Here is a 19,992-nt window from a genome sequence, read left to right on the forward strand (position 1 = left end):
GATCTACGTGATCGACCCGAACCTGTGCACCCAGTGCGTCGGCCACTACGACGAACCGCAGTGCCAGCAAGTCTGCCCGGTGGATTGCATTCCACTGGACGAAGCTCATCCGGAGACTGAAGAACAGTTGATGGAGAAGTACCGGAAAATTACCGGTAAGGCTTGAATGATGTAGTGCTCTTTCGGGCCTCATCGCGAGCAAGCTCGCTCCCACACTGGATCTGTGTCGTTCACAAACCCCTGTGGGAGCGAGCTTGCTCGCGATGAGGCCATCAGCCACGCCGAATCTCTAACGGATTGTCGCGCGTATCAGCTCTGACAACGCGGGCAAAAAACGCTGGCACGCTGCCCGAGCTTCACTTCCCGCAGCCCCGTGCCACAGACCTTGCAGTGTTCGCCGCCACGGCCGTACACGAACAGTTCCTGCTGGAAATAACCGGGCTGACCATCACCACCGATAAAGTCCCGCAGCGTGGTACCGCCACACTCGATGGCGGCCGCCAGGATGCGCTTGATCTCGATGGCCAGCTTCAAGTAACGCGCCCGGGAAATGCTCCTGGCTTCGCGGCGCGGGTCGATCCCGGCGGCGAACAACGCTTCGGTCGCATAGATATTGCCGACGCCCACCACCACCGCGTTGTCCATGATGAACGGCTTGACCGCTATCGAGCGGCCACGGGACTGCTGGAACAGGCGCTCACCATCGAACAGGTCGGTCAGCGGTTCCGGCCCCAGGCGAATCAGCAATTCGTGATTGAGCGGGTCGAGGCTCCAGAGCATCGCGCCGAAGCGCCGCGGGTCGGTGTAACGCAGGGCCAGGCCCGACTCCAGCTCGATGTCCACATGCTCATGCTTGGCCGCCGGCAGCCCGACCTCCACCAGACGCAAATTGCCTGACATGCCCAAATGACTGATCAAGGTACCGACTTCGGCATTGATCAGCAGGTACTTGGCGCGCCGCTCCACCAATACGATGCGCTGGCCGGACAGGCGCACATCGAGGTCCTCGGGAATCGGCCAGCGCAGGCGCCGATCACGCACGATCACCCGGCTGACGCGCTGGCCTTCCAGGTACGGCGCGATGCCGCGACGGGTGGTTTCGACTTCTGGCAGTTCCGGCATGGTGTGCTCTTGAAAGAAGAAAGTTCCGACACTCAGCGATGAGTGCCGAGGTCGCGGATCGTCTGCTTGAGTGTCTCGAAGTCGTAGTCCGAGAGGCCGACATAATCGAGCACCAGCGCCGCGATGCTGTTCCACTCGTGATCTTCGGTCTGGTTACCCAGTACCCGATAAGAAGCACAAATATGCTCGGCCATTTTCAGTATCGCCAGCAGGTTCTTCAGCGAACTGTTGCGCGACGACTCATCGCTGAAGATCGCCAGGGCATTGTGGTGATTGGCGATCGCCGCGCTCACGTGCTCCGGCAAGCGCCACGACCTGGCCGTGTAATACCCGACCACCGAGTGATTGGTATTGAACACCTGGTTCTCCGTATCCACCACCCGRCATTCGGCACTGGCGCTGGCATAGGCCTGCTCCAGAACACCCATGTAGTCGGGGAAACGCTGGAGCATCAAGGGCACGCCGCAGTCGTGGAACAGGCCCAGGGCATACGCTTCGTCGCCATTCTCAACGCCGATGCGCTTGGCCAGGGTCAGGCAGGTCATGGCCACGTCCTGGGCGGTGTCCCAGAAACGGTTCAGGGTGACAATGGTGTCGTCATTCATCTCGCCCTTGATCGACTGCGCGTTGATCAGGTTGATGACCGAGCGGCTGCCCAGCAGATTTACCGCGCGCTGGATCGAGGCAATCTTGTTACTCAGGCCGTAATACGGCGAATTGACGATCTTCAGCAGGGAGCCGGAAAGACCCGGGTCCTGGGAAATCAGCCTGGCGATGACTTCCAGATCCGGGTCGGGCATGTACTGCTCCATCTGCAAATCCACCATGATTTGCGGCTGGGCCGGTACGCTGATGCCCTGCAGGGCTTGTTGGATCTGTTCGGATGTCAGCTCTTGGGACATTTGTGCACACTCTGGGTCAGACACCGATTCTAACCTTTATGAAGTTGGATCCGACATACCAAATCGCAAGACAACCCTCGCCACATGTCCACTTGCAGGCCAATCCGGGGGCTCAACACGCTATACTCCCGCTCTTTTTTCCGGAGCGACGACATGTCCCTGCCTAGCCTGCGCCTCAAAGCCAACGCCGACCGTCGTCTGCGCAACGGTCACTTGTGGGTCTACAGCAACGAAATCGATGTAGCCGCTACGCCTTTGCACGGCTTCAAGGCCGGCGACCAGGCGATCCTCGAAGCCGCCGGCGGCAAGCCGCTGGGCATCGTTGCCATGAGCCCGAACAACCTGATCTGCGCCCGTGTGCTGTCGCGCGACATCAAGTTGCCGCTAGACAAGTCGCTGCTAGTGCATCGCCTGAACGTGGCCCTGTCGCTACGCGAGCGCCTGTTCGACAAGCCGTTCTATCGCCTGGTCTACGGCGACTCCGACCTGCTGCCGGGCCTGGTGGTTGACCGTTTCGGCGACATCCTCGTGGTACAGATCGCTTCGGCCACCATGGAAGCCCATAAAGACGACGTGATCGCGGCGCTGACCCAGGTGCTCAAGCCAAGCGGCATCCTGTTCAAGAACGACTCCGCTGCCCGTGACGCCGAAGGCCTCACCCGCTACGTCGAAACCGTGTTCGGCCTGGTGCCGGAGTGGGTTGCCCTCGAAGAGAACGGCGTGAAATTCGAAGCGCCAGTCATTCAAGGCCAGAAAACCGGCTGGTTCTACGACCACCGCATGAATCGCGCCCGCCTGGCCCCTTACGCCAAAGGCAAGCGCGTACTGGATCTGTACAGCTACATCGGTGGCTGGGGCGTACAAGCCGCTGCATTCGGCGCCAGTGAAGTGTTCTGCGTCGACGCCTCGGCCTTCGCCCTTGACGGTGTCGAGCGCAACGCCGCACTGAACGGCTTTGCCGAGAAAATGACCTGCATCGAAGGCGACGTGTTCGAAGCCCTCAAAGAGCTGAAAGCCAGCGAAGAACGCTTCGACGTGATCGTGGCCGACCCGCCGGCGTTCATCAAACGCAAGAAAGACATGAAAAACGGCGAAGGCGCCTACCGCCGCCTGAACGAGCAAGCCATGCGCCTGCTCACCAAGGACGGCATCCTGGTCAGCGCATCGTGCTCGATGCACCTGCCGGAAGACGACCTGCAGAACATCCTGCTGACCAGCGCCCGCCACCTGGACCGCAATATCCAGATGCTGGAGCGTGGCGGTCAGGGTCCGGATCATCCGGTGCATCCGGCCATTGCCGAGACGCGCTATATCAAGAGCATTACTTGCCGGTTGTTGCCGAATAGCTAAAACCGCAAACCACTGTAGGAGCGAGCTTGCTCGCGATGGACGACAAAGCACCTCGGGGTGTCAGGTCGCCAGCGTTATCGTTGACGACCATCGCGAGCATGCTCGCTCCTACAGACAGCGACACATTTTGATTCTCTGTCATTACGACAGCCTCGCCTGTGGCGTCTAACGTTTTCTCTTCCAATCACAGAAGAGGACAACGGAATGTCCAGCACGCCACACGGCCACCGTTTAYGCACCGGCCGGCACTCAGAACATGGCCGCATCTATCTGCTCACCGCTGTTACCCACGAGCGAACCCCGTTCTTCAAAGACTGGCGCATGGGGCGCCTTCTCGTGCATGAATTCAGAAAGGCTCATGAAACAGGAAATGCCACATCTATCGCTTGGGTAGTCATGCCGGATCACTTTCACTGGCTGCTCGAGTTACACAACGGTGATTTGCCGAAACTGATGCAAGCCACCAAAGCTCGAAGTGCCCGCGCTATCAATCTCAAGCGAGGCCAGCCCGAGAGGCTATGGCAGAGAGGTTATTTCGACAGGGCTCTGCGTCGGGAGGAAGACCTGAAAGCCGCTGCTCGATACATCATCGCCAACCCCCTACGCGCAGGCCTCGTCGACCATATCGGCGATTACCCACTCTGGGACGCTATCTGGCTCTGACGCCCCTTTCCCCCTCTGTAGGAGCGAGCATGCTCGCGATGRTCGTCAACGATAACGCTGGCRACCTGACACCCCGCGGCGTTCTTGGGTTCATCGCGAGCATGCTCGCTCCTGCAGGATTGCCTCTTTCCGCACGTCTCGTGAATGCTTGCAACCATTCCCTCCAGCCGCCAGCCGTGTAGAATCGCGAACATTCATCGCCAGTCATCCCCGGCGGGTTTATGAGCTCAAGCTGAAGCGCGCGGCGATCCCGCAAAGTTATCGGCAACTTCCGGACACGCGGCCATTTCTGAGTGTTCCAGACGTCAATAGAAGCTCACTTCCCTTTTGATACCTGATTAGCCGCCCGGAGTGCTTCATGCCTGATTACCGCTCGAAAACATCCACCCACGGCCGCAACATGGCCGGCGCCCGCGCACTGTGGCGCGCCACGGGGATGAAAGATGACGACTTCAAGAAGCCGATCATCGCCATTGCCAACTCCTTCACCCAGTTCGTACCGGGCCACGTGCACCTCAAAGACCTGGGGCAACTGGTCGCCCGCGAGATCGAACGCGCTGGCGGCGTGGCCAAGGAATTCAACACCATCGCCGTCGACGACGGCATCGCCATGGGCCACGACGGCATGCTCTATTCGCTGCCGAGCCGCGAAATCATTGCCGACTCCGTCGAGTACATGGTCAACGCCCACTGCGCCGACGCGATCGTGTGCATTTCCAACTGCGACAAGATCACCCCTGGCATGTTGATGGCCGCCCTGCGCCTGAACATCCCGGTGATCTTCGTCTCTGGCGGCCCGATGGAGGCCGGCAAGACCAAACTCGCCTCCCACGGCCTCGACCTGGTCGACGCCATGGTGATCGCCGCCGACTCCAGCGCTTCTGACGAGAAAGTCGCTGAGTACGAGCGCAGCGCCTGCCCGACCTGCGGTTCGTGCTCCGGCATGTTCACCGCCAACTCGATGAACTGCCTGGTCGAAGCCCTGGGCCTGGCATTGCCGGGCAACGGTTCGACCCTGGCCACTCACAGCGACCGTGAGCAGCTGTTCCTGCAGGCCGGGCGCACCATCGTCGAGCTGTGCAAGCGTTATTACGGCGAGAACGATGAGTCGGTGTTGCCGCGCAACATCGCCAACTTCCAGGCGTTCGAAAACGCCATGACCCTGGACATCGCCATGGGCGGTTCCACCAACACCATCCTGCACTTGCTGGCCGCTGCCCAGGAAGCCGAGATCGATTTCGACCTGCGCGACATCGACCGTCTGTCCCGTCACGTGCCGCAACTGTGCAAGGTCGCGCCGAACATTCAGAAGTACCACATGGAAGACGTGCACCGCGCCGGCGGGATCTTCAGCATCCTCGGCTCGCTGGCCCGTGGCGGTTTGCTGCACACCCAGTTGCCAACCGTGCACAGCCGCAGCATGGAAGAAGCCATCGCCAAGTGGGACATCACCCAGACCACCGACGAAGCGGTGCACCACTTCTTCAAGGCCGGTCCGGCAGGCATCCCGACGCAAACCGCGTTCAGCCAGTCGACCCGCTGGGAAACCCTGGACGACGACCGTGAAAACGGTTGCATCCGCAGTGTCGAGCACGCGTACTCGCAAGAAGGCGGCCTGGCCGTTCTCTACGGCAACATCGCCCTGGACGGCTGCGTGGTGAAAACCGCCGGCGTCGACGAGTCGATCCACGTGTTCGAAGGCAACGCGAAGATCTTCGAAAGCCAGGACAGCGCCGTGCGCGGCATCCTCGCCGACGAAGTGAAGGAAGGCGACATCGTCATCATTCGCTACGAAGGCCCGAAAGGCGGCCCGGGCATGCAGGAAATGCTCTACCCGACTTCGTACCTGAAATCCAAAGGCCTGGGCAAAGCCTGCGCCCTGCTCACCGACGGCCGTTTCTCCGGCGGCACCTCGGGCCTGTCCATCGGCCACGCTTCGCCTGAAGCGGCTGCCGGCGGCGCGATTGGCCTGGTGCAGGACGGCGACAAGGTGCTGATTGACATTCCGAACCGCTCGATCAACCTGTTGGTCAGCGACGAAGAACTGGCTGCACGCCGGGTCGAGCAGGACAAGAAAGGCTGGAAACCGGTGGAAGTGCGTCCACGTAAAGTGACCACCGCGCTGAAAGCCTACGCCCTGCTGGCGACCAGTGCCGACAAGGGTGCTGTACGTAACAAGGCGATGYTTGACGGGCTGTAAGGCTTAAGCATCGAACATGAAAATGCCCCGCCAAGTGCGGGGTATTTTTTTGTCCGCGCTATTCCTGAGGGTCGAGGTTATCCAACACCTGATTCACCGCCAACTCGCCCAGCATGATCACCTGCGCAATCCCCAGCATTGTGCTGCGTTGCGAGCCTTCCAGCAGTCCGGCGAAATCGCTGGCCATCACATTGGCCGAGGCGAGGGGTTCGCAGGCGTGGGTGGCGGCCATACGCAGGTTGGTAGACCGGTCACCAGGAACCCGGCGCGTCCGAAGATGCCCTGCGCATGGCCACCATATGAGCAGAGACAGAAACGAACCCTGCAAAGGGTGGCGCAATGCGCCGAGGTGAACACGGGCTACCAAACCCGATCACTGATGTTCAGCGACGCGGAAACGATAGAAGCCGGTACCCAGACGCACAAGCCGGCGGATTCTGGCGTAGTCGTAGTCCCTTGCGCAAGAATGCGTAGGGTGTGACTGTCAGGAGATGTCTTTCAAGCGGGGTCTTTCATTGCACTGACGGGCCTCATCGCGAGCAAGCTCGCTCCCACAGGGGATCTTCGGTGCTCACACAGTCTGTGTTTCACCCGAGATCTTTGTGGGAGCGAGCTTGGTCCGGGCGGCGTTCCGACGATGGCGGCGCCGCGGTCTTACTGGATGTCTTCCGGCTTGACGATCACCCAGTTCTTGTCGGCAGTCACGGTCAAGCCTTCCTTGGACTGGGCTGCGGCATTCTTGGCCATCATGCCGTTGATCTGGGTCATGTACTTGTCCTTGCGATTGACCCACAGGTGGATACCGCCCTTGGCCACGTCAACACTGTGGAACAGCATGTAACCATCGCTGCTCGGGGTGTCGCCGCCCACCAGCACCGGTTTTTTCCACTCGTCGATGTAGGTCAGGATCGCCGCCTGCTTGCCGGCCATCCAGGTCGCCGGGGTCCACAGGTACGGGGTCAGTTCCAGGCCGAGGTTGGCCTTCTCGTCATATTTGCCGGCGGTGACCTGCTTGCGCGCGGTGGTCAGCTCGCCAGTCTTCGGATCCTTGAGCAGCAGCGACACGCCGATCACATTCTGCGGTTTGACGTTGTAGCCGTACTTCGGATCGGCCGCGACCATGCGCACCAGTTCTTCGGAGGCGGCGGTCATCACGTAGACCTCGATGCCGTTCTCCATCAGTTTGTTGTACAGCTCTTGCTGGCCGGTGAAGATTTTCGGCGGGTTGACGTCGAGTTTCTTGACCACATCACCTTCGTAATAAGTGGCCGGCACCGGTTTGCCGGACGCCATCATTTCGTCGACATAGCCCTTGAGTTCCTTGAGCGTGAAGCCGGAGAACACTTGGGCGACCCATGGATAGCAGACCATGTCGTCGACTTCGCAGAGGCGGTAGTAGTAGCTGAACAGGCTTTCCTTGTGGTCGGCGGTGTCCTTGAACGGCATCAGTTTCAGGGAGGGATCGAGCTTGTCGCGGGTGATCAGGCCCTTGTTCTCCATGAACGGCAGCAACGACTCTTCGAGGTCGTAGCGGTAACTGGTGTTGTCCATGTCGAACACCGCGTAGTTACCTTTGTTGGCGTTGGCGGCGATCATCGCGTCCAGCGCCTTGGCCTGATCGGCCGGCCAGTGTTTCAGATCCGTGGCGAGGACCTGGCCGGCGAGGCCGAGGCAAAGTGCTGCGGCCAGTAGTTTCGGTGCGAACTTCATCTGCGTTTCTCCCTGAATGAAAGATATCGACGCTAACAAATAAGTGTGACAGTCCTCGTCTGTCAGCGACCGCCCGCGTCCCTTTCGCGCCAGTTGCATTTCTGACAGCGACATCCGCTTATTCCAAAAGCGACGAATACCATACGTTTTTGATATTAATTCATTAGTTTTCAAGCTGTTAGGCTTGCCCGTTCGCAGCTGCCCCGGATGGTAGCTGGCACAAGTCTCACTCGGAGTTCTCATGAATCTGCCGCTGATCCTCAATCTGCTGGTGTTCCTCGCCCTGCTCCTGGGCCTCGCGCAAACCCGCCACACCACTTGGAGCCTGGCGAAAAAAGTCCTGCTCGCGCTGGTGCTGGGCGTGGCGTTCGGTGTGGCCTTGCACGCCGTTTACGGTGCCGGCAACCCGGTGCTGAAAGCCTCGATCGGTTGGTTCGATCTGGTAGGCAACGGTTATGTACAACTGCTGCAAATGATCGTGATCCCGCTGGTATTCGCCTCGATCCTCAGCGCCGTGGCCCGTCTGCACAACGCTTCGTCGCTGGGCAAGATCAGCTTCCTGACCATCGGCACGCTGCTGTTCACCACCGCCATTGCAGCGCTGATCGGCATCGGCCTGACCAACCTGTTCGGCCTGACCGCCGAAGGCCTTGTGGCCGGCACCCAGGAAATGGCGCGGCTGCAAACCATCCAGACCGATTACGCCGGCAAGGTCGCTGACCTTAACGTGCCGCAGTTGCTGCTGTCGTTCATCCCGCAGAACCCGTTTGCCGATCTGGCGCGGGCCAAACCGACCTCGATCATCAGCGTGGTGATTTTCGCGGCGTTCCTGGGTGTCGCGGCCCTGCAATTGCTCAAGGATGATGCCGAAAAAGGTCAGAAAGTGATCAACGCCATCGACACCTTGCAAGCCTGGGTGATGCGCCTGGTGCGCCTGGTGATGAAGCTGACCCCGTATGGCGTACTGGCGCTGATGACCAAAGTGGTCGCCGGTTCCAACCTGCAAGACATCATCAAGCTCGGCAGTTTTGTCGTGGTGTCTTACATCGGCCTGGGCCTGATGTTTGTGGTGCATGGCGTGCTGGTGTCGGTTGCCGGGATCAATCCGCTGCGCTTCTTCCGCAAGATCTGGCCGGTGCTGACGTTTGCCTTCACCAGCCGTTCCAGCGCTGCGACGATTCCGCTGAGCATCGAAGCCCAGACCAGTCGTCTGGGCATTCCGCAGTCCATCGCCAGTTTCGCCGCTTCGTTCGGCGCGACCATTGGCCAGAACGGTTGTGCCGGCCTGTACCCGGCGATGTTGGCGGTAATGGTGGCGCCGACCGTGGGCATCAATCCGCTGGACCCGCTGTGGATCGCGACGCTGGTGGCGATTGTCACGCTGAGTTCGGCCGGTGTGGCCGGGGTTGGCGGCGGTGCGACGTTTGCCGCGCTGATCGTGCTGCCAGCGATGGGCTTGCCGGTTTCGCTGGTGGCGTTGCTGATTTCGGTCGAGCCGCTGATTGATATGGGGCGTACGGCGTTGAACGTTAGTGGTTCGATGACGGCCGGGGCGATTACCAGTCAGGTGATGCAGCAGACGGATAAGGCGCTGCTGGATGCGGATGAGCATTCGGCGTTGGCGCAGGCTTGAGTAGCGTCTGATAGACCGCTATCGCGAGCAAGCTCGCTCCCACAGGGATCTGTTGTGTTCACACAATTTGTGTTTCACCTCAAAACACTGTGGGAGCGAGCTTGCTCGCGATGCTTTTAGGCTTTTTCCCATACTTCGAAGTTGTACGCCGGTTTGTCGCCTTCCGCCGGGTTCGGCACATTCGACACCAGTTTCCACTGGTTCAAATCAAACTCCGGAAACCACGCATCCCCTTCCGGACTCAGCGCCACGCGGGTCAGGTACAACCGATCGGCTTGGGCCAGCCCTTGCGCATACAACTGCGCACCGCCAATCAGCATCAGCTCATCGACACCCTGTTCCTTCGCCCATGCTTCGGCACGAATGACGGCGGCTTCCAGCGACGGATAAACCTCCGCGCCTTCGAGCAGCAGATCTGCCTGACGGCTGACCACGATGTTCAAGCGGCCGGGCAACGGGCGCCCCAGGGAATCCCAGGTCTTGCGCCCCATGATGATCGGTTTGCCGAGGGTGGTGGCCTTGAAATATTTGAAGTCCCCCGGCAAGTGCCAGGGCATGCTGTTGTCGACGCCGATCACGCGGTTTTCACCGAGGGCTGCGATCAGGCTGAGAGGGAGTGATTTAGTCATGCCGGCGAGGATAGCAGAGCCGGGCTTTCGCCGATAAGCGCCACAGCGGTTATGCTCACAGCTCAATTAAGCGACGGGATGCCGCGTGACTGAACTCAATACCCTCTGGCTGACAGAAACCATTCGACTGCGCGAAGAACACGCAGGTCCTCTGGAAGACCTTGAAGCCAACCGACTGGCCCGCAGCGCCGGCGGCGATTTGCCGTCGCGCATTCAACGCCGGGCCCTATGGCTGGCTGAACGCGATGGCCTGGCTACGGCCCTCAAACACTGGCTGCAAGGTGCGAGACTGGCGCTGATTGTCATGGCGGTGCTGGCCGTGGTCAGCGGCGCCGGCCTGGCCTTTGCTGCACTGGGCGACGGCCTGCACCCGGTGAATGTGTTCTGGGCCTTGGGCAGCCTGCTCGGGCTCAATCTGATCCTGCTGCTGAGCTGGGCCCTGGGACTGGTGTTCGCCGGTGAACAAGGCGCCAGCCTCGCACGCCCGTGGCTGTGGCTCAGCGAAAAACTCGCGCGTGACGCCAAAGCCGCGCAACTGGCTCCGGCCCTGCTCCTGTTGCTGCAACGCCAGAAACTCAATCGCTGGGCCATCGGTGTGCTGGTCAACAGCCTGTGGTTGCTGGCGATGATCAGCGCCTTGGTGATCCTGCTGATGTTGATGGCGACCCGGCGCTACGGCTTCGTCTGGGAAACCACGATCCTCAGTGCCGACACTTTTATCGCCGTCACTCAGGCGCTTGGCGTGCTACCGGCCCTGCTCGGCTTCAGCGTACCGACCGAGGAAATGATCCGCGCCAGTGGCGATGCCGCACTGAACATCGAAAGTGCCCGCCAGGCCTGGGCCGCGTGGCTGGTCGGCGTCTTGCTGGTCTACGGCGTTGTGCCGCGCCTGCTGCTGGCGCTGTTTTGCCTGTGGCGCTGGAAGACCGGGCAAACGGCGCTGCGTCTGGATTTGAACCTGCCCGGTTACGCACAACTGCGCGAACGCTTGATGCCCACCAGCGAGCGCCTCGGCGTCAGCGATGTGGCACCCGCGCAGCTGCATCGCGTGGAAAGCGGCGTGACTGAACAGCAAAGCGACGGCGCGTTACTGGTCGCCATCGAGCTGGACGACCAGCGCCCGTGGCCACCGCAATTGCCGAAAAACGTGAGCAACGCCGGCATCCTCGACAGCCGCGAATCGCGGCACAAACTCCTCGAACAACTGAGCCGCTTTCCCCCGGCGCGCCTGGCCATTGCGTGCGATCCACGGCGTTCGCCGGATCGCGGCAGCCTGGCCTTGATTGCCGAACTGGCCCGCAGCGCCAGCGCCACCCGCGTGTGGTTGTTGCAGGCGCCCCCCGGCGAAGCGCTGGACGCCGAACGCCTCGGCGACTGGCACGTGGCGCTGCAACAGCTTGAGCTGCCGTTTGCCGATTGTGCACCGATGAACTGGCTGGAGACGGGTCATGACTGACACCTGGAAACAGCCTCTGAAACTCGCCGTGGTCGGCCACACCAACGTCGGTAAAACCTCGTTGCTGCGCACCCTGACCCGCGACGTCGGCTTCGGTGAAGTGTCCCATCGCCCCAGCACCACGCGGCATGTCGAGGGCGCACGATTGTCGGTGGACGGCGAGCCGTTGCTCGACCTTTATGACACCCCCGGACTGGAAGACGCCATCGCCCTGCTCGATTACCTCGAACGCCTGGAGCGTCCCGGCGAACGCCTCGACGGCCCGGCACGCCTGACGCGTTTCCTTGAGGGTAGCGAAGCCCGACAACGCTTCGAACAGGAGGCCAAAGTGCTGCGCCAGTTGCTGGCGTCGGACGCCGGGCTCTATGTGATCGATGCCCGGGAGCCGGTGCTGGCCAAGTATCGCGACGAGCTGGAAGTACTGGCCAATTGCGGCAAACCCTTGCTGCCGGTGCTGAACTTCGTCAGCAGCGCCAACCACCGCGAGCCAGCATGGCGTGAAGCGCTGGCGCGGCTGGGCCTGCATGCCCTGGTGCGTTTCGATAGCGTCGCGCCGCCAGAGGATGGCGAACGCCGACTCTATGAAAGTCTCGCCCTGCTGCTGGAAACCGCGCGGCCACAACTGGAACGCCTGATCGCCGATCAGCAAGCCCAACGTCTGGCTCGCCAACAAAGCGCAGAGCGATTGATTGCCGAATTGCTGATCGATTGCGCAGCTTGCCGGCGCAGCGTGGTCAGTGACACCGAGCAGGAACAACAGGCGATCAGCGAACTGCGCAAAGCCGTGCGCCAGCGCGAGCAGCGTTGCGTCGAGGCCCTGCTCAAGCTGTACGCCTTCCGCCCACAGGATGCCGCTGCGGGTGATTTGCCGCTGCTCGACGGTCGTTGGGGCGACGATTTGTTCAATCCGGAAACCCTGAAACAACTGGGCGTGCGGGTCGGTGGCGGTATCGCCGCGGGTGCTGCCGCCGGGGCCGGGGTTGATCTGCTGGTCGGTGGCATCACGCTAGGCGCAGCGGCATTGGCCGGAGCGATTGCCGGCGGCGCCCTGCAAACCGCACGCAGTTATGGCAGTCGCTTGCTCGGCAAGCTCAAGGGCCAGCGCGAACTGACGGTGGATGACAATGTGCTGCGGCTGTTGGCGCTGCGCCAGCGGCAATTGCTGCAAGCACTCAATGCCCGTGGGCATGCGGCGATGGACAGCATCCAGGTGGCCACACCCCTGGACAAGAGCTGGCGCGAAGGCAAGCTGCCCGAGGCTTTGAACAAGGCGCGGGCGCATCCGCAGTGGTCGTCGCTCAATCCTCATCCCAAATTGAATCAGGCGGAGCGGCAGGAGCAGGTGGAGGTTCTGGCACAACAGCTGTAGAGGCAGGAACACTTGTGTTGCCTGGGCTGACGCCATCGCGAGCAAGCTCGCTCCCACAGGGTTTTGTGCTGGGACATCAATCTGTGTCCAGACACAGATCCAATGTGGGAGCGAGCTTGCTCGCGATGGCCGCGCCTCGGTTCAAAGGCTTTATGCAGCCAACAGCCGCACCGCTTTGCCCTTCAACACTGCCAGATCAATCACCGGCACATGCATCTCTTTCGCCAATTCATCCCACTGGCGCATGCGCAAACTCACGGCACACAGCGGGTCCTGCTCGAACGCCTCTGCCTCTACAGCCGTCATCACCCCGCCCTGATATTCCAGGGTTTGACGACTGGCTTCGCTCAGGCGCTCGTAGTAGCCAGGCTCCTTTAGTGTCAGATAACGCTTGGCCTGAACGTGATACTCGACCAGCCGCGCCATGCGCTCGCTGAAACCGGCCTGGCGCAAGTAGTCGGCGCCGAGGCGCTCATGGCTGACCACACCGAAGCCACCCATGTTCTCCGCGCTTTCAGTGCAGATATGCCCGATGTCGTGGAAGAACGCCGCTAAAATCACTTCATCGTCGAAGCCTTCGTCCATGGCCAGTTGCGCCGCCTGGGACATGTGCTCGATCTGCGACACCGGCTCGCCGATGTAGTCGCTGTCGCCAAAGCGCTCGTACAAACCGAACACCTCGGCAATCACTTGCTTATTGCGTTCCATCAGATTTCCTCCAGTACCGTGGCGACGTTTCGCTCGGCCATCGCCGGCCCGACGCTCATGCCGACACCAGTGTGCATCAATGCCACGCCCAGGCCTTTTGCCGGGCGCAGGAACGAGAAGGGCCCCGGGCCCCGTGAACCATAGACACCCTGCCAGCGTTCGACCACTTGCACCTTGCAGCCCAGGGTCTGCTCGGCCAATTCGATCATCCAGTCGTCGACCCGCTCGGCATTGAAGGGCGATGGATCGCTGCCGTAATGGTGCGAGTCGCCAATGATCAGCTCGCCATAGGGCGTCGGGCTGATCAGCAAGTGGATGCCGTTTTCGTGCAGGTGCGGCGCGTGTCGCAGAATCTCGGCCTGCACCGCTGCAGCTTCCGGCAAGTCAGCGAAGGCGCCGTAGTGCACGCAACTCAAACCGGTGAGTAATGCATGTTGCAGGTTCAGGTTGATTTGCGGTCGGGCGCGGAGCATTTGCAGGCGGCAGATTTGCGGGTCGAGTTCGGCGATCTGTTCGGCCAGCAAGGTCTGATAATCGTGGCCGGAACAGACGATGATCTGCTCGGCACTGAAGCTGCCGGCGGTGCTGTACAGGCGACCCGGCTCGATATCGCGCACCAGGGTAGAGAAGTGAAACTCGACGCCCAGGTCGCGGCGCAGGAAGTCGATCAGCGCCGGAATCGCTTCGCGGGAATACAGTTGCTGGTCGTCCATGCCGTGCAACGCCGCGCGATGATGGCGGAACTGGCCGCCGTACAAATCGCGCAATGCAGCACCGTGCAGCAGATCGACACGGTAGCCGTGCTCTACGGCGCGGCCGTCACAGAAGGCTTCCAGCAACTGTTCTTCTGCTTCGGTGCGGGCGAACAGGTACGAGCCATTGCGCTTGAGTTGCAGGCCGGCGAGTTGCGCCCAGTCGCCCCAGATTTCGCGACTGGCCCGGGCCAGCTCCAGCATCGGCCCCGGCGGTTGGCCGGTGACCAGTGCCTGGCCGAAGTTACGCACCGAAGCGCCAAGGGGCGTTTCGCTGCGCTCGAAAACCGTGACCTTGAGACCGCGCTTGGCGGCGGCATACGCGTGGGACAAACCCAGGATGCCGGCGCCGACGATCAGCATGTCGTTGTGTTGTGTCATGACGAATTGTCCTGAATTCAAGACCGCAATCGCGAGCAAGCTCGCTCCCACAGTGATTTGTGGTGGGCACAAATTTTGTGACCGCCACAGGACCTGTGGGAGCGGGCTTGGTCCGGGCGGCGTTCCGACGAAGGGGCCCTGTCAGTCGATAAAGATCTTACTTGGCCGCCACTTTCTCGGACTTGCCGTCATAGCGCTTGCGCCATTCGGTGAGGATTTCGTCGCGGTTCTTCGAAGCCCAGGCGAAGTCGTTCTTGATCAGGCGCTGTTCGTAGTCGGCTGGCAGTTCGCTCTGTGGCTTGGCGATGCCAGGCTGGGCGAGTACGGCAAAGTTTTCTTTATAGAGCTCCATCGCCTCAGGGCTCGCGGAGAAGTCAGCCAGTTTCTTCGCCGCTTCCTCGTGGGCAGTGCCCTTGATCACGGCAGTCGCTTCGATCTCCCAGCCCAGGCCTTCCTTCGGCAGGATGATGTCCAGCGGTGCGCCCTGGCGCTTCAGTTGAACAGCCGGGTACTCGAAGGAAATACCGATCGGGAATTCGCCAGCCGCCGCCAGTTTGCAAGGCTTGGAACCGGAGTGAACGTATTGGCCGATGTTCTGGTGCAGGCCGTCCATGTACGCCCAACCCTGCTTCTCGCCGAAGGTTTGCAGCCAGGCGCTGACGTCGAGGAAACCGGTACCGGACGATGCAGGGTTCGGCATGACAATCTTGCCTTTGTACTCAGGCTTGGTCAGGTCCTGCCAGCTCACGGGTTTGGTCAGGCCCTGCTTCTCGGCTTCGACGGTGTTGAAGCAGATGGTTGCGGCCCAGACGTCCATGCCGACCCAGGCTGGCGGGTTGGCAGCGTCGCGGTAGTTCGCGCCGATCTTGCCCAGATCCTTCGGTGCATAGCTTTGCAGCATGCCTTGCTGATCGAGGATCGCCAGGCTGGAAGCGGCCAGACCCCACACAGCATCCGCCTGTGGACGGGCTTTTTCGGCCAGCAGTTTGGCGGTGATGATGCCGGTGGAGTCACGCACCCACTTGATTTCGACGTCCGGGTTGGCCTTCTCGAAAGCCTCTTTGTAGGTCTTCAGTTGTTCGGCTTCGAGGGCGGTGTACACCGTCAACTCGGTTTTCGCCGCAAAGGCGTTCAGGCTGAAAGCGGTGAGGACAGCGGCGGCCAGGGCCATAGGCTTGAACATGATCTTTTCCTGTTTTTTGAGTTGAGGGGTTGTGCAGATTCAATGACCGGGCGCGGTCTGCCGCCATGCCTGGGAGCGGCGCAGCAAACCGCGCGAGGCCCAAGCCAGCAGCAGGGACACGCCCGCCGAGGTAATCAGGATCAGGGTCGACATCGCTGCCGCGCCACCGACGTTGCCGGCGTCGTCCATGTTCAGCACCGCCACCGCCGCGAGGATGGTGTCGGGGCTGTAGAGGAAGATCGCCGCCGAAACAGTGGTCATGGCCGAGACGAACAGGTAGCGCACGATGTCCAGCAGCGCCGGCAGGCAAATCGGCACGGTGACTCGCAGGTAGTGGCGATATAGCGGCGCCTTGAGCGACAGCGCAGCCGCTTCGAATTCGGCATCGAGTTGACGCAGCGCCGTGGTGGCAGTCATTTGCGCGGTGGTCAAATAGTGCGCAATGGTGCAGACGATCAGCAGGGTCATCGTCCCGTAGAGCACATGCAGCGGGTTGCCGGTGAGATTGAAGAAGAAGACGTAACCCAACCCCAACACCAGGCCCGGCACCGCCATCGGTACGAAACTGAGCATGCGCAAGGTCAGGTTCAGGCCGCGCTGCCCCTTGGTTTTTTCCATCAGGTACGCACCGGTGAAGATCAGCAGGCTGCCGATCAGCGCCGTGCCCAAGGCCATCTTCAGGCTGTTGCCGTAGGCCAGCCAGCCACCGCCGGCGGTTTCATTGAACTGATAGTGGTTGAGCGACAGCGACAGGTTGTACGGCCAGAACTTCACCAGGGACGAGAACACCGCCATGCCGAACACCAGCAGCAACGCGGCGCAGATCAGCAGGACGATGGCCAGGTAGCAACCGTCGCGCAGCTTCGACGGCGCGGGCTTGAACACTTGGGCGCGACCGCTCATGGAGTCTCCGTGACGACGACGCAACCAGGCATCGACGCCAAAGCTGAGCAGCGCCGGCAGCAACAACACCATGCCGATCAAGGCACCACGACCGAACTGTTGCTGGCCGACCACCGCCTTGTAGGCCTCCAGCGCCAGCACCTGATAGTCGCCACCGACCACCACTGGCACACCGAAATCGGTGATGGTCAGGGTGAACACCAGGCAGAACGCGGCGAACACGGCCTGACGAGTCGCCGGCCAGGTGATGCTGCGGAAAGCTTTCGCATGACTTGCGCCCATGCTGGAAGCGGCATCGAACAGTCGCGCATCGGCCAGGGACAGGGCTGACAGCAGAATCATCAAGGCGTGCGGGAAGGTGTAGATGACTTCGCCGAGCACAATGCCCCAGAAGCCGTAGATGTTGTCCGAGAGCAGGCCACGCAACATACCCTGGTTGCCGAACAGGTAAACCAGCGCGATGCCGGGCAGCATTGATGGCGCCATCAATGGCAGCAACGAAATGCCACGCCAGATGCCTTTAGCCGGAATCAAGGTGCGTTGCAGGGCGTAGGCAAACAGGTAAGCCAGCGGTACGACAATGGCCGCGACACTGAGAGAAACCTTCAGGCTGTTACCGAGCAACCAATGGAAGTTCTCGCTGGTCACTAGTTCCTTGGCGGCAATCCAACCACCGCCCTGCCCGGCTTCGGCGCTGAAACCGCGCCAGAAGATCGCCAGCAACGGCATCAATACGGCAACACCCAACAACACCAGCAGAAGGACTTTGCCGCCGACCACGAACAACCGGTCACCGACCTCGGCGCGAGTGGTCTGCCGAACCTGCTTGTGCGGCAACGGCAGCGCGATGTTCGCGCTCATCAGGCAAACACCTGCAGGCTGCGCGGCGGCAACGCGACCATGATCTGCTGGGCGCCAAGGCGCGGCATGGCTTCCGGCGCCAGTTCCGCCAACAGCGCGTGGCCCGGCAATTGATCGAGTTCGAAGCTCATGCGGCAGCGGTTGCCGAGGAAGGTGATTTCACGAACCTTGGCCGGGAACAGGTTTTCCTCGTGCACCAGCGGGTTGACGTTGATCGCTTCCGGACGGCAGAACAATCGGCCCGACGCGGTCTTGGCGCCGCCATCGGCCAGACGCATGCTCAGCCCGCCGACCTGGGCGTGGCTGTCGCTGCTGCGCTGGAACGGCAACCAGTTGCCCTGGCCGACGAACTCCGCCACGAACGGCGTGGCCGGACGGTTGTAGATTTCCTGCGGCGTGGCGTACTGCTCGACCTTGCCGTTGTTCATCACGGCGATACGGTCGGCCATCAGCATGGCCTCGTCCTGATTGTGGGTGACCATCAGGGTGGTGATGCCGAGGTTGCGTTGCAGTTGGCGCAATTCGGTGCACAGATGCTCGCGCACCCGGGCATCGAGGGCCGACATCGGTTCGTCCAGCAGCAACAGCGAAGGGGCCGGGGCCAAGGCACGAGCCAGTGCAACCCGCTGCTGCTGGCCGCCGGACAATTGGCCGGGGTACTTTTTCTCGCTGCCGCTCAGGCCGACCAGCTCCAGCATCTGACCGACGCGCTGGCGAATCTGGTCGCGACCATTGCCGGCGAGGCCGTAGGCAATGTTCGCTTCGACGGTGAGATTGGGGAACAACGCGTAGGACTGGAACAGAATGCCGTAGTCCCGCGCCTGGGGTGCCAAGTGGGAAACGTCGCGATCACCCAAGTACAACTCGCCGCTGTCCTGCTTCTCCAGACCGGCGATGCAGCGCAGCAAGGTGGTCTTGCCACAGCCCGACGGGCCGAGCAGACACACCAGCTCACCGGCCGCCACGTCGAGGGAAACATTATCCAGCGCCGTGAAGGCGCCAAAGCGCTTCTGCACGCCGCGCACCTTCATCGGTGCGCCGGGGTTGGTCAGGGCAGTTGCGATCGGGTTGTTCATGGACGGACCTCATCTGGCAGATGGGGGCCATCCTAGAGTTGTAATGAGTCCGTCATGTGGCAGTAAGGCAAAAACTGCCGATAGTGGTATTCGGGATTTTTGGTTATTCCTGTGCTGACTGATCTACCGCCATCGCGAGCAGGCTCGCTCCTACAGGGGAATGCGGTCAACTGTAGGAGCGAGCCTGCTCGCGATGAGGCCTGGACAGGCAAAAGATCTCAGGCCGGGGCCATTTCCTGCGCCAATCCCAGAAACGCCGCCGGCAGCCGCGCGCCTTTGCGCTCCCTGAGGCAGTACAGATACTCGGGAATCTGCGGCGCACTCTCGATGGTCAGTACCCGCAGCTGCGGATCATGGGGCACTTCCTGGCGGGCAATGATGCTGATACCGATATTGCGCAGTACCGCTTCGCGGATCGATTCGCGGCTGCCGATTTCCAGCAGCGGGCCGAAACACACGCCGGCGCTGGCCAGCAATTCTTCGGTCAGGCGACGGGTGGTCGAACCCGGTTCGCGCATCAGCAGGGTATGCCCGGCCAATGCACTGAGCGAAACGTGATCGTGAACCGCCAGCGGATGATTGCGATGCACCGCCAGCACCAGCGGATCGCTGCCGAGCACCCGGCGAATCAGCCGCGCGTCATCGAGCAACTGCGACGACGCCGCGACATCGACCCGATAATCCTCCAGCGCTTCAAGCACCTGCTGGGAGTTACCGATTTCCACCGACACCTCCACTTGCGGCAGACGTTCGCGGAATGTTTTCACCAGGTCGAGGATGTAATACGGCGCCGTGGCGGCAATGCGCAATGTGCCCTGGACCTGGCCGCAGTTACGCAGGAAAAACTCGATGTCGGCCTCCTGTTGCATCAGTGCCTTGACCATCGGTAACAGCCGCGCGCCCTCTTCGCTGACACTGAGACGCCGGCCACCACGGTAGAACAGCTCGACCGAATATTGACTTTCGAGGTTGCGGATCTGCGTCGTCACCGTTGGCTGGCTCAGGCCAAGCTTTTTTGCAGCCTGGGTAATGCTGCCCAGGCGGGCCACCATGTAAAACGCCTTCAGCTCGGCACTCAGCACAACCGTCCCTCA

Annotated in this window: 18 protein-coding genes; 7 read left to right on the forward strand and 11 right to left on the reverse strand. The window is 61.3% G+C overall.

Translation table 11 applies throughout. The annotated features are described in order from the left end of the window. A partial coding sequence (locus AC1DRN_RS00005; protein ID WP_477786606.1) for a 4Fe-4S dicluster domain-containing protein occupies positions 1-166 on the forward strand: 166 nt, incomplete at its 5' end. 143 nt (positions 167-309) lie between these two features. Here AC1DRN_RS00005 and mutM read toward each other — a convergent pair. Further along, the gene (mutM, locus tag AC1DRN_RS00010) at positions 310-1,122 is read right to left on the reverse strand and encodes a bifunctional DNA-formamidopyrimidine glycosylase/DNA-(apurinic or apyrimidinic site) lyase (protein WP_223456647.1); all 813 of its coding nucleotides are present in this window, start codon (positions 1,120-1,122) and stop codon (positions 310-312) included. Positions 1,123-1,154: 32 nt separating this feature from the next. Beyond that, positions 1,155-2,024: an HDOD domain-containing protein gene (locus AC1DRN_RS00015; RefSeq protein ID WP_223456645.1), complete on the reverse strand. Its 870-nt coding sequence runs from the start codon at positions 2,022-2,024 to the stop codon at positions 1,155-1,157. A 153-nt stretch (positions 2,025-2,177) separates the two neighbouring features. Between AC1DRN_RS00015 and AC1DRN_RS00020 the strand changes: the two genes are divergently transcribed. From AC1DRN_RS00020 to ilvD, 3 genes are all read left to right on the forward strand, one after another. Continuing rightward, positions 2,178-3,374 carry a class I SAM-dependent rRNA methyltransferase gene (locus AC1DRN_RS00020; RefSeq protein ID WP_007978942.1) on the forward strand — a complete coding sequence of 399 codons (1,197 nt, stop codon included), beginning with the start codon at positions 2,178-2,180 and terminating at the stop codon, positions 3,372-3,374. Between the two features lie 204 nt (positions 3,375-3,578). Continuing rightward, positions 3,579-4,037: an REP-associated tyrosine transposase gene (locus AC1DRN_RS00025; protein WP_477786593.1), complete on the forward strand. Its 459-nt coding sequence runs from the start codon at positions 3,579-3,581 to the stop codon at positions 4,035-4,037. Positions 4,038-4,395: 358 nt separating this feature from the next. Next, a complete protein-coding gene (gene ilvD / locus AC1DRN_RS00030; protein ID WP_477786594.1) occupies positions 4,396-6,237 on the forward strand; it encodes a dihydroxy-acid dehydratase in 1,842 nt (613 codons plus the stop codon). A gap of 58 nt (positions 6,238-6,295) precedes the next feature. Here the strand turns inward: ilvD and AC1DRN_RS00035 are convergent, their stop codons facing one another. Next, positions 6,296-6,565 carry a DUF6124 family protein gene (locus AC1DRN_RS00035; protein WP_411740677.1) on the reverse strand — a complete coding sequence of 90 codons (270 nt, stop codon included), beginning with the start codon at positions 6,563-6,565 and terminating at the stop codon, positions 6,296-6,298. Positions 6,566-6,891: 326 nt separating this feature from the next. Further along, complete coding sequence (locus AC1DRN_RS00040) at positions 6,892-7,947, reverse strand: HAD family hydrolase (RefSeq protein WP_223456641.1); 1,056 nt, start codon at positions 7,945-7,947, stop codon at positions 6,892-6,894. Positions 7,948-8,188: 241 nt separating this feature from the next. Between AC1DRN_RS00040 and AC1DRN_RS00045 the strand changes: the two genes are divergently transcribed. After that, positions 8,189-9,580 (forward strand): L-cystine transporter, encoded by a 1,392-nt coding sequence (locus AC1DRN_RS00045; protein WP_223456640.1) that lies wholly within the window; start codon positions 8,189-8,191, stop codon positions 9,578-9,580. A gap of 116 nt (positions 9,581-9,696) precedes the next feature. Here the strand turns inward: AC1DRN_RS00045 and AC1DRN_RS00050 are convergent, their stop codons facing one another. Continuing rightward, a complete protein-coding gene (locus AC1DRN_RS00050; protein WP_223456639.1) occupies positions 9,697-10,209 on the reverse strand; it encodes a dihydrofolate reductase in 513 nt (170 codons plus the stop codon). A gap of 85 nt (positions 10,210-10,294) precedes the next feature. Here AC1DRN_RS00050 and AC1DRN_RS00055 point away from each other — a divergent pair, with 85 nt between their 5' ends. Beyond that, the gene (locus tag AC1DRN_RS00055; RefSeq protein WP_223456638.1) at positions 10,295-11,665 is read left to right on the forward strand and encodes a DUF2868 domain-containing protein; all 1,371 of its coding nucleotides are present in this window, start codon (positions 10,295-10,297) and stop codon (positions 11,663-11,665) included. Further along, positions 11,658-13,034: a GTPase/DUF3482 domain-containing protein gene (locus tag AC1DRN_RS00060; RefSeq protein ID WP_223456636.1), complete on the forward strand. Its 1,377-nt coding sequence runs from the start codon at positions 11,658-11,660 to the stop codon at positions 13,032-13,034. The genes AC1DRN_RS00055 and AC1DRN_RS00060 overlap by 8 nt, the downstream gene beginning before the upstream one ends. Before the next feature lie 150 nt (positions 13,035-13,184). Here AC1DRN_RS00060 and AC1DRN_RS00065 read toward each other — a convergent pair whose 3' ends face one another. The 6 genes from AC1DRN_RS00065 to AC1DRN_RS00090 all read right to left on the reverse strand — a co-directional run bounded on the left by AC1DRN_RS00065 (position 13,185) and on the right by AC1DRN_RS00090 (position 19,980). Further along, a complete protein-coding gene (locus tag AC1DRN_RS00065; protein ID WP_223456635.1) occupies positions 13,185-13,742 on the reverse strand; it encodes a phosphonate degradation HD-domain oxygenase in 558 nt (185 codons plus the stop codon). Continuing rightward, positions 13,742-14,875, reverse strand: a complete 1,134-nt coding sequence (locus AC1DRN_RS00070; protein WP_223456633.1) for a TIGR03364 family FAD-dependent oxidoreductase — start codon at positions 14,873-14,875, stop codon at positions 13,742-13,744. The genes AC1DRN_RS00065 and AC1DRN_RS00070 overlap by 1 nt, the downstream gene beginning before the upstream one ends. A 157-nt stretch (positions 14,876-15,032) precedes the next feature. Then, positions 15,033-16,058 carry a putative 2-aminoethylphosphonate ABC transporter substrate-binding protein gene (locus AC1DRN_RS00075; RefSeq protein ID WP_223456632.1) on the reverse strand — a complete coding sequence of 342 codons (1,026 nt, stop codon included), beginning with the start codon at positions 16,056-16,058 and terminating at the stop codon, positions 15,033-15,035. Positions 16,059-16,097: 39 nt separating this feature from the next. Then, positions 16,098-17,822: a putative 2-aminoethylphosphonate ABC transporter permease subunit gene (locus tag AC1DRN_RS00080; RefSeq protein ID WP_223456631.1), complete on the reverse strand. Its 1,725-nt coding sequence runs from the start codon at positions 17,820-17,822 to the stop codon at positions 16,098-16,100. Further along, entirely contained in the window at positions 17,822-18,898 is a 1,077-nt protein-coding gene (locus AC1DRN_RS00085) for a putative 2-aminoethylphosphonate ABC transporter ATP-binding protein (protein ID WP_223456630.1), read from the reverse strand. Before AC1DRN_RS00085 ends, AC1DRN_RS00080 begins: the two co-directional genes overlap by 1 nt. A 218-nt stretch (positions 18,899-19,116) precedes the next feature. Next, positions 19,117-19,980 carry a LysR family transcriptional regulator gene (locus AC1DRN_RS00090; protein ID WP_223456629.1) on the reverse strand — a complete coding sequence of 288 codons (864 nt, stop codon included), beginning with the start codon at positions 19,978-19,980 and terminating at the stop codon, positions 19,117-19,119. Positions 19,981-19,992: the final 12 nt, after the last annotated feature.

This window comes from Pseudomonas sp. P5_B3 (assembly GCF_056400405.1).

What these genes read in the sequence shown, in the direction of transcription:
- AC1DRN_RS00070 (WP_223456633.1), bottom strand. Translation starts at nt 14,875, where the DNA reads ATGACACAACACAACGACATGCTGATCGTCGGCGCCGGCATCCTGGGT.
- AC1DRN_RS00050 (WP_223456639.1), bottom strand. Translation starts at nt 10,209, where the DNA reads ATGACTAAATCACTCCCTCTCAGCCTGATCGCAGCCCTCGGTGAAAAC.
- AC1DRN_RS00075 (WP_223456632.1), bottom strand. Translation starts at nt 16,058, where the DNA reads ATGTTCAAGCCTATGGCCCTGGCCGCCGCTGTCCTCACCGCTTTCAGC.
- AC1DRN_RS00060 (WP_223456636.1), top strand. Translation starts at nt 11,658, where the DNA reads ATGACTGACACCTGGAAACAGCCTCTGAAACTCGCCGTGGTCGGCCAC.
- mutM (WP_223456647.1), bottom strand. Translation starts at nt 1,122, where the DNA reads ATGCCGGAACTGCCAGAAGTCGAAACCACCCGTCGCGGCATCGCGCCG.
- AC1DRN_RS00080 (WP_223456631.1), bottom strand. Translation starts at nt 17,822, where the DNA reads ATGAGCGCGAACATCGCGCTGCCGTTGCCGCACAAGCAGGTTCGGCAG.
- AC1DRN_RS00040 (WP_223456641.1), bottom strand. Translation starts at nt 7,947, where the DNA reads ATGAAGTTCGCACCGAAACTACTGGCCGCAGCACTTTGCCTCGGCCTC.
- AC1DRN_RS00085 (WP_223456630.1), bottom strand. Translation starts at nt 18,898, where the DNA reads ATGAACAACCCGATCGCAACTGCCCTGACCAACCCCGGCGCACCGATG.
- AC1DRN_RS00020 (WP_007978942.1), top strand. Translation starts at nt 2,178, where the DNA reads ATGTCCCTGCCTAGCCTGCGCCTCAAAGCCAACGCCGACCGTCGTCTG.
- AC1DRN_RS00065 (WP_223456635.1), bottom strand. Translation starts at nt 13,742, where the DNA reads ATGGAACGCAATAAGCAAGTGATTGCCGAGGTGTTCGGTTTGTACGAG.
- AC1DRN_RS00045 (WP_223456640.1), top strand. Translation starts at nt 8,189, where the DNA reads ATGAATCTGCCGCTGATCCTCAATCTGCTGGTGTTCCTCGCCCTGCTC.